This window comes from Kitasatospora griseola, assembly GCF_014648555.1.
Classification (GTDB): Bacteria; Actinomycetota; Actinomycetes; order Streptomycetales; family Streptomycetaceae; genus Kitasatospora; species Kitasatospora griseola.
The window spans coordinates 420,698-433,153 of sequence record NZ_BMRI01000002.1; the positions used below are offsets into that span (position 1 = coordinate 420,698).

The following is a 12,456-nucleotide window of genomic DNA, read 5'->3' on the forward strand; positions in this document are numbered from 1 at the left end:
GACCTGCCGCAGCGCGGCGGCCCGCTCGGCGGGCCTGCCATGGGTCGCCACCTCGGCCAGCACACGGGCGGTCCGCCGCGCCTCGGCCTCGACCGCAAGGCCCAGCGCCGGAGAGGGCCGCCCGCCCCGGGGTTCGCGGAAGACGGCGACGGCGGGGTGGTCGGCAATCGGAGGTAAGCCCATGGTGGACATGGTTCGCCAGAAACCCGCCACCCGAAACCTGGACGACAGAGAACTTCCTTACCTGCCAACGTAATTGACCGATCCGGCCGGCGACGCGGGGATCACCGGGCGCATGGGTGTGCGGGCGGTGGCGGGCCCGGCCACGTACCGGGAGCGGCCTCGGAAGGCGCCGCCGATCCCCGCCCGGCGAATCCACGCGGCGCCCCGCCCGGGCATCGGCGGAACGGCAGCCGCCGCGGATCCGCCACGGCGGTAGGGAGCTCAGGGGTTCAGCCGAGCCCGAAGTGGATCCCCTCGCCGGGCTCCCGGATGGAGATCTGGTCGGGCACGTCGTCGAACAGGACGAGCAGCACGTCGGGGCCGGGGTGCGGCGGTCGGGGCGACTGCGCCGGGGCGGGCGCCGGATCGGGCGTGTGGAGCTGCGCCACGCCGTTCGACCAGGCGAATCGGGCCGCGCGCGCCGCGCCGGAACTGTCCACAACGGGCAGTTCGGCCGGAACGTACTTCCCGCCGCTCACGACGACCACGGGTCGGCCGTCCCGGTACTCGATCGACAGGGTCGCGATATCCTCGGGCTCGACCTGGTCCGCAGGGATCAACGTCGGCTCGGGCGCCGTCGCTCCGAGGGGCGCGGACATCCCGAGGTTCGCCATCTGCTCGGGTGACATCTGCATCTTGGCGGGGCCCTTGGCGTTGGGCTCGGTCTCGGACACGGCGTCTCCTCACTGAACGGCCCGCTGCCGTTACGCCGACATCCTTCCATGACGGAGCGTCAGGACACCGTCACCCACGCCCCCTGCCGGAGTTGGGGCCGGACGGCTCGGAGGACCTGCCGATCCGCCCCCTCCTGGACCGCCCCGTCCCCTCATCGTCATCACCACCGACTCCGACGACCGTCGCTGCCTGGCCGGCTTCTGCGGCGCCATGACGCCCGTCGCCGCCGTCCAGCACGGCTCCCTGCGCTCCACCACCGGCTCCACCGGCACCCGTCTTCATCCTCCACCTCGTGATCGCCCTGGTGGCCTTCAACGTCGTCGAATACACCTCCACCAGGCGCTTCGCCTTCCTCGACCGGAACGGCAACACGGCCGCCCGCCTGCTCGCCGCCGGCCAGTCCTGTGCGGTCAGTCCTGCGGTCGGTCCTGCGGGTGGGGCTCGGGCGCGGTCTCGCCGGTCGTGCCGGTGAACGCGGCGCGGTGGTGGGACTCGTTCTCCTGGGCGAGGCGTCGCAGGACCGCCAGGACCGGTTCGAGCAGCAGGACGACGATGGCGGCGTACTCGGCGAGCCGGAGGCGGTCGTCGATGTGTTCGAGCCGGTCGAGGTCGAGCCTGGCGACGGCGGCGGCCGGTTCGGCGTAGGGCAGCAGGTCCTCGGTGCTGTACTCCAGACCGAGGCGGCTGAGGTCCATCAGGCTCGCGGCGAGCGCGCGGCGGTGCGGCGACTCCGCGGAGACGTCCCAGCCCAGCGCCGTGAGCAGCTGGTCGACCCGCGGCAGGTGCTCGTCCACCGCGTCCGTCTCCGCGGCGTCGACGGGGGTGGGCAGCGAGTAGTGCACGACCTTGAGCGTGTCGAGCGGTTCGAGCGGCTGGTCCATCGCGGTGACGATGTCGCGGGTGGCCGCGATCGACAGGCCGCCCCGGGAGGTCAGGGCACGGATCAGCCGCAGGCGCTGGACGTGTTCGTCGCCGTACAGGGTCAGTGTGGCCCCGAGGGGCCGGCCGGGCGGCAACAGGCCCTCGCGCAGGTAGTACTTGATCGTCCCGACCGGTGTCCCGGACAGGCGGCTCAGGTCAGAGATCCTCATGCGCTCACTCACTCGAACGGTTCCGCGGACGTCCGCGTGTGACCAGTCTCCCAGGTCCCCAGCTGGACGCACCTGTTCGATAGTGCAACTATCTGCCTAGAAAGTGAAAGTTTCCAGTAGGTGCCCCGACCAGCAGCGCCGCCGGAAGCCACCGTCCTCGCACCCCGGCGCCGCTGCGGGCGCGACACCGCGACTGGAGCACCATGTCCGAGCCGACCCACGCCCTCACGACGAGCGCCCGCGGGCTGCTGCGCCGCCGGAGCCTGTGGATACCCTCCGCAGTGATCCTCGGCCTGCTGTCGTTCGTCCTGTCGCTGCTCTACCTGGGCGCCAACAACGACCCGGTCGGCTCGATGAAGAACCTGCCGATCGCCATCGTCAACGAGGACCGGGGCACGCAGGCGGCCGGTGGGCAGATCGACCTGGGCGCCCAGATCACCGCCCAGATCACCGGTGCCGCCGACCTGCAGGGGAAGGTCGCCTGGAAGCAGGTCGACCGCCACACCGCCGACGACCTCATGGGCAACGGCAAGGTGTTCGGCGCACTCGTCATCCCGGACGACTTCTCCGCCTCCGTGGCCGCGCTGGCCGGCCCGCTCCAGCCGGGCGCGCACCCGCCGACCATGACGGTGCTCACCAACCCGGCCGCCGGAAGCTTCGGTTCCAACATGGCCTCCGAGATCAACCGCCAGGTCATCCAGTCCACCTCCACCCAGCTCGGCGACCGGCTCACCCAGCAGCTGGCCCAGCAGGCCGCGCAGCACCCCGCACAGCAGGCGGGCGCGCCGGGCGCCGCCGCCAAGCTGATGATCACCGACCCGATCAGGACCACCGTCCAGGCCGGCCACCCCCTCGGCGACCACAGCGGCCTCGGGATGAGCGCCTTCTTCTACACCCTCGTCCTCGTCCTCGGCGGCATGCTCGGCGCCAACGTGATCCACGCCCAGCTCGACACGGCCCTCGGCTGGCTCGCCAACGAGAAGGGCCCGTTCCGCAGCATCAGGCCCGTCCAGCACCTCAGCCGCGTCGGCCACTTCACGGTCGGCTCCGTCCTCATGGTCGTCCTGTCGATGCTCACCTCCGCACTCGCCATGGCCGCAGCGGTCGGCGTCATCGGCATCGACGCCTCCCACCTGCCGATGCTGTGGCTCTTCGGAACCTGCGCCACGGCCGCGATGGGCATCACCGCGCTGGCCCTGCTCGCCGCGTTCGGCACGCCGGGCCCCATCGTGTCCATGCTGATCCTGATCGGCCTCGCCGTTCCGTCCGCCGGCGGCACCGTCCCACTGCAGGCCCTGCCCTCCTTCTACCGGTTCCTCGCCGAGTTCGAGCCCTTCCGCCAGGTGGTCGACGGCGTCCGCGCCATCCTCTACTTCGACGCCCGGACCGGTGCCGGACTCGGCCGCGCCTGGACCATGGTCGGCATCGGGTTCGCCCTCACCCTCGCCCTCGGCCTCGTCGTCACCCGCCTCTACGACCGCAAGGGCCACCACCGGTCCGCACCCCGGACGCCGGTCGCGCAGGCAATCGGCTGACCCCGTGCCTCGGAACATTCGCGGAGGGGCGCCCACCCCACCCGGCGCCCCCTCCCGCGGCACACCGGAAGCCCCCGTCGTCGGCTCCGCTCCCGCCACCGTCCCCCTGTGGCCGCTCGGCGTCCTCCATCACGTCGCCTCGACGTTGACGGCGCAACTGGCGGCCGACCTCAAGGCACACGGACTCACCGCGCCCACCTTCCACATCCTCGCCGTCCTGCGGCAGGCCGGCCCCGCCCACCGGCTGACCACCGGTCAACTGGCCGCCATCGACATGGTCACCTGCTCCGGAATGACCGTGCGCGCCGACAAGCTGGAGCGGAGCGGGCTGATCGTCCGCGAACGCGACGAACACGACCGCCGTGTCATCCGCCTCCGCCTCACCGGGCGCGGCCTCGACCTCACCGACCGCATCCAGGCCGGCCAACACGCCCGAGAAGCCCGGCTGATGGCAGCACTCGACACCGACGAACTCCAGGCCCTGGCCAAACTCGCCGACACCCTGGAGCGGACCCTGCACCACACCGCCGACGAGCCCCCGCCCGCGCCACCGCACTGACGAAACACCCGCACGCCGGACGCGGACACCCTGCGCCGCCGCCCGCCCGAACCCGCGAGCGGCGAACTCCCGTCGACATCTGGCGCAGGCACTTCGGCCCCGCGCATGAACGCCCCCTCAGCAGCACCACGGCGTCCCGCTGCTCTCCCTGCCCGGACGACGCCGCTCACACCATGAGTCCTCGGCTCATCGGTGCCGCAACCCGGTGAACCGGCACCGTCCCCGCCCGCGATCAGCTGACGCGCGACTGCTCGGACCAGCGGATCCGCTCGTCCGACTCGCTGCCGAGGGAGCGGACGCGTCGCCGTTCAGGCCTTCGCGTCACGTGCCTGGTGGAGGCGTTCCAGGACCAGCTCGACCAGTTCGGGCGCGTCGCCCAGCGGCTGGGAGACACCGACCACGCCGGCCGCGGTCGAGGCCTCGACGGTCTCGCGGTACAGCACGCCGGATGCGAGGCAGTAGGACGCGACCGCGATCCGGCGAGCCCCGGCACGGCGCAACTCTTCCGCCGCCTCGCCGGGGGTCGGCGTGGTGGTCGCCGCGAAGGCGGCCCGGCACGGCAGGCCGAGGTCCGTACCCAGCGCGGACGCCATGGCGGTCACCTCGGCATACGCGCCGACGTCGGTGCTGCCCGTGGCCACCAGCACCACCGCGTCGAACTCGACGTCCAGCTCGGCGAGGCGGCGGCGCAGCGCCGCGACCAGCCGTTTGTCGGGCTCGCCGGTCGTACCGCCCAGCACCGGCGTCACGAGCGGCGCCCGGCCCAGCGGGTTGGACAGCGCCTTGGGCAGGTCCACCCGGGAGTGAAAGGCCGAGCTCAGCAGCAGCAGCGGTACCACGGCCACCTGCTCGTGCCCGGCGTCGGCGAGCATGCTCAGCGCTTGACGGGCCGTGGGGCGGGTGTGCCGGAGGTACGCGACTTCGACCCGGCCTGCCCAGGCGGACCCGACCGCGCGGGCGAGCGCGCGGGTGTACTCCTTTGCCTCGGGGACGCGGCTGCCGTGCGCCAGCAGGAGCAGTGCACTCGGAGCCGCCGGCCGGGCGACTGGTCGGGGCGTCCCGATCGCGTCGGTCACTGTCGTACCACCCTCGTCATCCGGTGCGAGCACCATGAAAAGTGATGGAAAGGTTACCGTTTGTGATGACTGTGTCGATGGGGCTGCGCCGGTGACTCCCGGCTGGACTCGCGGCCCGTGACCGCTCGTCAGTTCCGGCGGTCATCGGCTCGGTTCCGGTGGTCATCGACGGCCGCCCGCAGCCGCGCACTGGACTGCCGTCCCGTACCGTCCTGCCGTCGCCGGTGCGGCACGTCACCGACGGCGACGGGCCGACCGTTCGCCAGGGCCGTCCAGGCCTGCCGCCTGCACTCCTTCGGAGTTCCCCGGTGGCGACTTCCCCCTCCTGCACCCGCCCGACACGCAAGATCGTGCACTGACCATACGAAGCTCCACCGGATCAAGGAGGACGCCATGAGCCCCCTCGCCATCAACAGCGCGGGTGACGACGACAACAGCGACGACGACAATGCCGGCACGACAGCGGAACTGCGGGACCTGGCCCGCGATGTCGCCCAGCGGGACGACGTTCCCCAGGACCTGAGGCAGCGCGCCCAGGCGCTCACCGAGAAGTAGCGGACCGGCCGAGCCCGGCCCGGCACCCTCCGCCGGCGTCACGCGCGGTCCTGGCACCCCACGGACCCAGGACCGCCCCCTTCAGGACTCCCGCTCCCAGGTGCTCGCGGCACGGGGCTCCGGCGGACGCCGCCCCTCGGGCCGCCGTGCGCACGCGCCCCGCTTCCCCGGCCCCCGCTCGTTCGCCCTCCGGGCCCCTCCGCCCGCCGTCGGTTCCCCTTCTTGCGATGGAGCACGCATGCGCGTCACTGCCCGCCGGACAGCCGCCGTCCTCCTGCTGACCGTGCCGTTGACCGGCGGCACCGGCCATGCGGGCGCCGCCACCGGGCCCGACCGGCCCCCGGTCACGATGACGCGCTCCCCGGCGGCGGTGCCGGGCGAGTACATCGTCAGGGTGAAGCCCGCTTTCTCCCCCGAGACGGTCCTGCAGCAACTCGGCGTCCGGCCCCTGTTCACCTACGGCACGGCGCTGCGCGGCTTCGCCGCCCCGCTCACCCCGCTCCAACTGCGGACGGCGCAGGACCTGCCCGCCGTCGAGGCGATCGAGGAGAACGCCCGGATCAGCGTCGGCCCCCTCCCGCACCGGACCGGACCGCGCAGCCCGTCCGGGACGGGCGGGCGCCGTTCACCGTCGGAAGCGCCGCGCCCCGGGTGACCGTCGAGGCGGCGAGCTGGGGCCTGGACCGGATCGACCAGCGCACGCTCCCGCTCGACGGGCTCTTCACGGTCGAGGGAAACGGCAAGGGCGTCACCGCGTACATCCTCGACACCGGCATCGAGACCGGGCACGAGGAGTTCGAAGGCCGCGCCACCGCAGATTTCGACGCCGTCGGCGACGGCCGCAACGGCCAGGACTGCCACTCGCACGGGACGCATGTGGCCGGGACCGTCGGCGGCCGGACCTACGGGGTGGCCCGCGCGGTGTCCCTGGCCGCCGTCCGGGTGCTCGACTGCGAAGGGGAGGGCTCCACGGCCGCCGCCCTCGCGGGCCTGGACTGGGTCGCCGCCAACGCCCGGCAACCGGCGGTGCTGAACGCCTCCCTCGGCGGACCGCCCTCAGAGGCGCTCGACGCGGCCGTGGACGCAGTGGCGGACCGGGGCGTGCTGCCCGTGGTCTCGGCCGGCAACGACGCCCAGGACGCCTGCGACTCCTCCCCCGCCCGCACGCCCATGGCCCTCGCCGTCGGCGCGGTCAACAAGCAGGACCGGCAGGCGAGTTTCAGCAACTACGGCCCCTGCCTGGCCCTGTACGCGCCGGGCGTCGCCATCGTCTCCGCCAGACTCGGCGGCGGATCCAGCACCCTCAACGGCACCTCCATGGCCGCGCCCCACGTCACCGGAGCCGCCGCCCTCATCGAGCAGCAGACCCCGCAGGCCGCCCCCAGGACATCCGCGCCCGACTCGTCACCGACTCCACCACCGACGTCCTCACCCGACTCGGCCCCGACTCACCCAACCGCCTCCTCTACACCGGCGGCCTGTGAACGGCCTCGACGCCCGGCGAAACACCCCTGACGGCCTGGCCGCGACCCCGATACGACCTCGTGGCCCTCAGCGCCGATCCCCACCCGGCCCCCCTGACCCACACCCTCATCCCGGGCCGCCTCTGCACTCCCGACCTCACCGTCGTGCCCGGCCGCCTGGTCCTGGACCGCCCTCGCCACCAACCTCGCCCGATTCGACGCGAACCTGCACGTCATCGGCCCACCGGCCCTCCACGAAGCCTGCGCCGCACTCGCCCGCCGCTACGGCGCCGCCACGACCACCGAGCCTGGCCAACTGAACGCACCCGACAGCTGACGGGACGGACCGTCTCACGCCCCGAATGCGTCCTGCGGCGCCTTCCGGCCCCAGCACGCGCGTCGAGGTGCCCCTCGCCGAAGGGTCGGCCCTTCGGCGCCTCCGATCGAGGTGCGAGTGAGCATCCCACTGCTCACCGACCGCCTCGACAACGCCGAACTCGCCCGCCACACCACCCAACGCGCCGCCCGACCACGGAACCTGATCAAACAGTTCCGCGACCACCTCACCAACCACCGACGCTGTCGGACCCGCCGTGCGCCCAGCTCAGGCCCCGTCCCGCTGTGACCGATGCGACCGTCAGCTGACGGGACGCCCAAAAGGCCGCTCCCACCATCCGGTGGAAACGGCCTACGACCTGCGGTTAAGCAAGTCGGGACGACAGGATTTGAACCTGCGACCCCTTGACCCCCAGCGGTCAACTTGCTTTCCACGCACAAGAGTTGGCGCGTGAGCGCTACTCGGATGGTTCACGCGGGCCGACGGAGGCTCAGCTGTGACAATGGCCAGAGATGTCCAACTGCGTCCATATGCGTCCACCAGCGGCCAAACCCGCTGGTCCCAAAATGGTCCCAAGGCCGGGCACCAGGCTCGGACACGCCGAGTAACAGCCCTCCGCCTGCCACTCCCTGCATGCCGGAGATAGCTCCCGAGACCTCGGCCTGCGGGTTCGCCTACCGTGAAGCGTCCAAGGGCGGACCAGGGACGCCTACCCACCGGCTACGTGCCGTGATCCCCCGTTCGGCGTGTGCCGCCTGGCGTGTCGTCCCCAACCGGCCGCCGCGTGCTTCGCGCCCTGCCTCGTGAGCCCTGTCGACATGCTGGACACGCTCGGGATGGTGTGGTCGGTGCCGGACGCGCGGTCCGAGCCGGAACGCTGCGGTGCGGTGCTGGCAGGGATCAACAAGGGAGCGGCTCACGCTCCCGCCGGGATGGCCGCCAGGGTCGCCCTCGCGACGTCCCGGGCCGACGCCTCGCAGTCGGGGTAGGTGTCGCGCTTGCAACGGCAAGCAACTGGGGCCGTGGTGCCCGCTATTGGCCGCGGACGTGAAGCACGGGAAGTGGACGTACTGCGTCGACCTCGCCCCCGACGAGGGACGGCGCCGCACCCGCCGGCCGGGCGGGTTCGCCTCCCGCGCCGAGGCCGCACGGGAGATGGCCGCGGTCCTGGACGGCGAACTGCGCGGAGTGCATGAGAACCGGCGCACCACGGTGGCGAGCTTGGACCCCTGCGCCCCAAAAAAGGCGGTCCCCGCATCACTGCGGGGACCGCCTTTCCGGCCTGTGCAAACGTAACGCCGGCCGAGGCAACAGGATCCAAATCTGCGAGCCCCCGCCCCCGTCACCCTATGATCTTCCCGCCGAAAGGGCGGACATTTTTTGCGATCACGAGTCGCACATTCAGGGATCCTGTCTCACTGATCTGCATATTCGCCTCCTCGCGATCGCCCTACCGGTAACTTATCCCGGCAGTGTCCAGAATACTCCGCACTGCGCGAATTCGAAGCCTCCATGCACATAAATAATTATTCAAAAATTCCCACGCGCGACGTTTAGTCAGAAAAGTCACCCAAGGGATACCCTGCGTTGCACCCCACGGTGACAAGATCCATCCTGACTGAGGTACCGCAGGGTGAGAGCCAGTGAAATTCTGGATCAGGGAAACATCGGTGAGACGCGTGCCGATCTACGTGGCGGCAAGGCGAGGAATCCGGCCGAGGAAGAAGACTGCTACACAGAACTGAGTTCTCATGGCCCCCCGTGCTCGCCCCGGAGGCCAGGGTTGTGGCCGGATTATACGGTAGAAGAGTTCACCGCCCACGGCCTGCGGAGTACTGCGGTGCCCCGGCGGCAGCACCAGGCCGTCCACAAAGAGCCCGAGGCAGGTGTTCGACATGACCACGACCTCCGATCCCACCGCTGCCCAGCCACCGGGGCCGGAACCGCCGGTCCGGCTCTCACTGACACCCGAGGGCGCCACCCGAGGGCGGCTGGACGGAGCCTGGTGGCCGCGCTCGCACGACCTCCTGCGCGAACTCCCCCCGCTGGCGGCAGCACTGGACCCCACGTGGGGGAAGATCACCCGTGTCACCGTGAACCCTACGCACTGGCCGGTCATCCCCCACCGCGTCCCGGTTGCAGGCCACGTCATCCACGTCGGATGGTTCGAACAGGAGCAGGACGCGGACGAGGTGATCGTGTGCTCCTTCACCCCTCTGCTCCTGGAATTCCTGGTGATCCCTCCCGAGACCGAACCCTCCACCGCCGAGCGGCTGATGACAGCGGCGTCCGACCCGGCCAACACCCGCACCGGCACCGACCTCCTGACAGCCGCGGGCGCGCCAACCGCAGACCTACGGGCCGACGGATGACAACGACCGGCAGCGGACGACACCATAGAACCGCCAGGCCCGAAGGAGACCGAAGATGGCGCTCGTGCTGTTCCTGATCATCGTGGCGATCGCGCTCGGGCTGGTCGGCGTCGTCGCCAAGGGCCTGCTCTACCTGCTGTTCATCGGCATCGCCGTACTGATCGTCGCACTGGCCCTCTCCGCCGTCCGGTTCCGGCACGGAGGCCGGTCCGCGCGCCGCTGAATAAGCGGGCAACCGCTGCCGAGGCCCTGCCGGTTCGCCCGCAGCTGCGGATCGCCGTCAGTACTCGGAGCCGCTTCGCAGGTAGGTGCCCGCGACCTGGAGCCACGCCCCGGCGCTGAAGCACGCCTCGATCCGGTGCGGCGTGTCCTCGAAGACCCGCAGGACACGCAGTGCACCACTCGGATGCAGGTCGTACTCGAAGGTGACCCCGTCGTCCGCGCCGTCCTCGTACTGCAGGTCCAACGGCCCCTTCGACGGCTCCGCCGGTGCCCGGGCGTCGGCCGAGAGTTTCACGTAGACGGACATCTCTGCGTCCCGCCTTTCCTGTCCACCCGAGGAGCCCAGCCTGTGAGGCCGGCCCCTCAGGACTCTTCGGCCGACAGCTCAAAGCCAATGCCAGTGGCGATGAGGATCTGCCGTGCCGAATCGGTTCCGCCGGCCTCGACCGCGCGGGCCATCGCGGCCAGGGCCGCCTTCTGGCTCGCCTGCGGGGGGGACGACGAGCAGGCTGAAGTGATCGCGGCCGCCCCGTGTGATGATCACGGTGTCGTCGCCGACCGGGTATCGGTCGAGGTGCACCGACCTGCCGTCGACGACCAGGCGGGCCGGCACGTCGTCGAAGGCTTCAGCGTCCAGCCCGACGCTCGCTACGGGGCCGAGGTGTTCGATCAACGCCCTGACCAGAACAGGCAGTTCGGCTCCGACATCCCGTGAACGCGGCCACCACGCGCCGTCGAGCACACCCTCGCGCGACTGGGTGGTCTCCAGGCGCAACAGGACCGTCCCCGGCTTCGCGGCCTGCCGGAACCGGTCCGGCAGAAGCCCGTAGTGTGAAGCACTGGTTTCGTCCGACATGGCTCGCCACCTGTCCGCGGGCGCGGGCCGAGCCCGACCCCAAGGGCGCAGCGGCTCAGGCCGCCCCGATATCCCCACGGTACTCCGCCCGCGCCGGGCCGATCCGGCCGCCCACGAGAGCCGCGGCGGGGTGCGGGTGTCTCAGCGCCACTCGATCAGGAACAGGGTCGCGTCGTCACTCGTACGACCGCCCCGCTTCTCCTTCAGGACGTGGGAGAGAGCGCGCACCACGGAAAGCGCCGGGCAGGGCGATCGCGTACCGCAGCGGAAACCATGGCGAACCTCCTCACCACCGAGCGTTCGGGCCCCTCCCGCCCCGCGGCGGGAGGCCCGACACTCCCATCGTATGAACAGCGCAGGCCGTCGCTTCAGCGGTCCGGCGCAGGCCCCCGCCAACGGGACTCCCGCCAGCCCTTGACACCGGGCAACTCAAGCTTTACGAGTGAGGCAGAGGGGGGTGGCTCAAGGAATCCGCTCGTGCGGGAGGAGGCCCCGCGATGGCTCGCTCCGTCGGTATCGATCTGGGCACCACGAACTCCGTCGTCTGTGTCCTGGAGGGCGGTGAGCCCACGGTCATCCCCAACGCGGAAGGGGCGCGCACCACCCCGTCGGTCGTGGCGTTCGCCAAGGGTGGCGACGTGCTGGTCGGCGAAGTCGCCAAACGCCAGGCCGTCACGAACGTGGACCGCACCGCCCGCTCCGTCAAGCGCCACGTGGGCGACCCGCACTGGCGCTTCCCCGACACCGGCGACGTCGAGGGAAAGCGGTACACCGCGCAGGAGATCTCCGCCCGTGTACTGCAGAAGCTCAAGCGCGACGCCGAGGCCTACCTCGGCGAGGACGTCACCGACGCCGTCGTCACCGTCCCCGCCTACTTCAACGACTCCCAGCGCACCGCCACCAAGGAAGCCGGGGAGATCGCCGGCCTGAAGGTGCTGCGCATCGTCAACGAGCCGACCGCCGCGGCCCTCGCGTACGGGCTGGACAAGGAGAGTGACCAGACGATCCTGGTCTTCGACCTCGGCGGCGGCACCTTTGACGTCTCCCTGCTGGAGATCGGCGAGGGCGTGGTGGAGGTGAAAGCCACCAACGGCGACACCCACCTCGGCGGCGACGACTGGGACCAGAAGATCGTCGACCACCTCGTCCAGCAGTTCAAGAACGGCTACGGCATCGACCTGTCGAAGGACAAGATGGCCGCGCAGCGACTGCGCGAGGCCGCCGAAAAGGCCAAGATCGAGCTGTCCTCGACGAGCGAGACGACGATCAACCTGCCCTACATCACGGCCTCCGCCGAGGGCCCGCTGCACCTGGACGAGAAGCTCACCCGCGCCCAGTTCCAGCAGCTCACCGCCGACCTGCTGGAACGCTGCAAGACCCCGTTCCACCAGGCGGTGAAGGACGCCGGGATCAAGGTGTCCGGCATCGACCACGTCATCCTCGTCGGCGGCTCGACCCGCATGCCGGCCGTCACCGGCCTGGTGAAGGAGCTG

The 12,456-nt window shown here is 71.1% G+C and carries 15 protein-coding genes and 1 pseudogene; 10 read left to right on the top strand and 6 right to left on the bottom strand.

The window, feature by feature from the left end; translation table 11 throughout:
* The 3 genes and pseudogenes from IEZ12_RS37670 to IEZ12_RS04160 form a co-directional block, all read right to left on the bottom strand.
* Positions 1–183, bottom strand: a pseudogene (locus tag IEZ12_RS37670) (hypothetical protein); the annotation flags it as partial.
* A gap of 269 nt (positions 184–452) precedes the next feature.
* Positions 453–896 (bottom strand): hypothetical protein, encoded by a 444-nt coding sequence (locus IEZ12_RS04155; RefSeq protein ID WP_189270855.1) that lies wholly within the window; start codon positions 894–896, stop codon positions 453–455.
* 411 nt (positions 897–1,307) lie between these two features.
* The gene (locus tag IEZ12_RS04160) at positions 1,308–1,988 is read right to left on the bottom strand and encodes a MerR family transcriptional regulator (RefSeq protein WP_189270856.1); all 681 of its coding nucleotides are present in this window, start codon (positions 1,986–1,988) and stop codon (positions 1,308–1,310) included.
* Positions 1,989–2,191: 203 nt separating this feature from the next.
* Here IEZ12_RS04160 and IEZ12_RS04165 point away from each other — a divergent pair, with 203 nt between their 5' ends.
* Both IEZ12_RS04165 and IEZ12_RS04170 read left to right on the top strand, forming a co-directional pair.
* Entirely contained in the window at positions 2,192–3,523 is a 1,332-nt protein-coding gene (locus tag IEZ12_RS04165) for a YhgE/Pip domain-containing protein (RefSeq protein WP_229847222.1), read from the top strand.
* Between the two features lie 4 nt (positions 3,524–3,527).
* Positions 3,528–4,082: a MarR family winged helix-turn-helix transcriptional regulator gene (locus tag IEZ12_RS04170; protein ID WP_189270857.1), complete on the top strand. Its 555-nt coding sequence runs from the start codon at positions 3,528–3,530 to the stop codon at positions 4,080–4,082.
* 308 nt (positions 4,083–4,390) lie between these two features.
* Here the strand turns inward: IEZ12_RS04170 and IEZ12_RS04175 are convergent, their stop codons facing one another.
* Entirely contained in the window at positions 4,391–5,158 is a 768-nt protein-coding gene (locus IEZ12_RS04175) for a sirohydrochlorin chelatase (RefSeq protein WP_189270858.1), read from the bottom strand.
* Between the two features lie 393 nt (positions 5,159–5,551).
* Between IEZ12_RS04175 and IEZ12_RS04180 the strand changes: the two genes are divergently transcribed.
* From IEZ12_RS04180 to IEZ12_RS04200, 7 genes are all read left to right on the top strand, one after another.
* Positions 5,552–5,713, top strand: coding sequence for a hypothetical protein (locus IEZ12_RS04180; RefSeq protein ID WP_157815524.1), 162 nt, complete (start codon positions 5,552–5,554; stop codon positions 5,711–5,713).
* A gap of 238 nt (positions 5,714–5,951) precedes the next feature.
* A complete protein-coding gene (locus tag IEZ12_RS37675; RefSeq protein ID WP_229847223.1) occupies positions 5,952–6,368 on the top strand; it encodes a hypothetical protein in 417 nt (138 codons plus the stop codon).
* Entirely contained in the window at positions 6,365–7,228 is an 864-nt protein-coding gene (locus tag IEZ12_RS37680) for a S8 family peptidase (RefSeq protein WP_229847224.1), read from the top strand. The genes IEZ12_RS37675 and IEZ12_RS37680 overlap by 4 nt, the downstream gene beginning before the upstream one ends.
* 402 nt (positions 7,229–7,630) lie before the next feature.
* Positions 7,631–7,801, top strand: coding sequence for a hypothetical protein (locus IEZ12_RS04190; protein WP_189270859.1), 171 nt, complete (start codon positions 7,631–7,633; stop codon positions 7,799–7,801).
* A 759-nt stretch (positions 7,802–8,560) separates the two neighbouring features.
* Positions 8,561–8,809: an Arm DNA-binding domain-containing protein gene (locus tag IEZ12_RS40885; protein WP_505744206.1), complete on the top strand. Its 249-nt coding sequence runs from the start codon at positions 8,561–8,563 to the stop codon at positions 8,807–8,809.
* Between the two features lie 599 nt (positions 8,810–9,408).
* Positions 9,409–9,885: a DUF5994 family protein gene (locus IEZ12_RS04195; RefSeq protein ID WP_189270860.1), complete on the top strand. Its 477-nt coding sequence runs from the start codon at positions 9,409–9,411 to the stop codon at positions 9,883–9,885.
* A 55-nt stretch (positions 9,886–9,940) separates the two neighbouring features.
* Positions 9,941–10,108, top strand: a complete 168-nt coding sequence (locus IEZ12_RS04200) for a hypothetical protein (protein WP_189270861.1) — start codon at positions 9,941–9,943, stop codon at positions 10,106–10,108.
* Positions 10,109–10,165: 57 nt separating this feature from the next.
* Here IEZ12_RS04200 and IEZ12_RS04205 read toward each other — a convergent pair whose 3' ends face one another.
* Positions 10,166–10,414 carry a hypothetical protein gene (locus tag IEZ12_RS04205; protein WP_189270862.1) on the bottom strand — a complete coding sequence of 83 codons (249 nt, stop codon included), beginning with the start codon at positions 10,412–10,414 and terminating at the stop codon, positions 10,166–10,168.
* Between the two features lie 78 nt (positions 10,415–10,492).
* Positions 10,493–10,963 carry a DUF5994 family protein gene (locus IEZ12_RS04210; protein ID WP_308430983.1) on the bottom strand — a complete coding sequence of 157 codons (471 nt, stop codon included), beginning with the start codon at positions 10,961–10,963 and terminating at the stop codon, positions 10,493–10,495.
* A gap of 497 nt (positions 10,964–11,460) precedes the next feature.
* Here IEZ12_RS04210 and IEZ12_RS04215 point away from each other — a divergent pair.
* Positions 11,461–12,456 (top strand): Hsp70 family protein (locus IEZ12_RS04215; RefSeq protein ID WP_229847225.1); only part of this gene is annotated, 996 nt, incomplete at its 3' end.

Excerpts from the sequence above, each read along its gene's own strand:
- IEZ12_RS04160 (WP_189270856.1), bottom strand. The coding sequence starts at position 1,988 with ATGAGGATCTCTGACCTGAGCCGCCTGTCCGGGACACCGGTCGGGACG.
- IEZ12_RS04165 (WP_229847222.1), top strand. The coding sequence starts at position 2,192 with ATGTCCGAGCCGACCCACGCCCTCACGACGAGCGCCCGCGGGCTGCTG.
- IEZ12_RS04180 (WP_157815524.1), top strand. The coding sequence starts at position 5,552 with ATGAGCCCCCTCGCCATCAACAGCGCGGGTGACGACGACAACAGCGAC.
- IEZ12_RS37675 (WP_229847223.1), top strand. The coding sequence starts at position 5,952 with ATGCGCGTCACTGCCCGCCGGACAGCCGCCGTCCTCCTGCTGACCGTG.
- IEZ12_RS04195 (WP_189270860.1), top strand. The coding sequence starts at position 9,409 with ATGACCACGACCTCCGATCCCACCGCTGCCCAGCCACCGGGGCCGGAA.
- IEZ12_RS04200 (WP_189270861.1), top strand. The coding sequence starts at position 9,941 with ATGGCGCTCGTGCTGTTCCTGATCATCGTGGCGATCGCGCTCGGGCTG.
- IEZ12_RS04205 (WP_189270862.1), bottom strand. The coding sequence starts at position 10,414 with ATGTCCGTCTACGTGAAACTCTCGGCCGACGCCCGGGCACCGGCGGAG.
- IEZ12_RS04210 (WP_308430983.1), bottom strand. The coding sequence starts at position 10,963 with ATGTCGGACGAAACCAGTGCTTCACACTACGGGCTTCTGCCGGACCGG.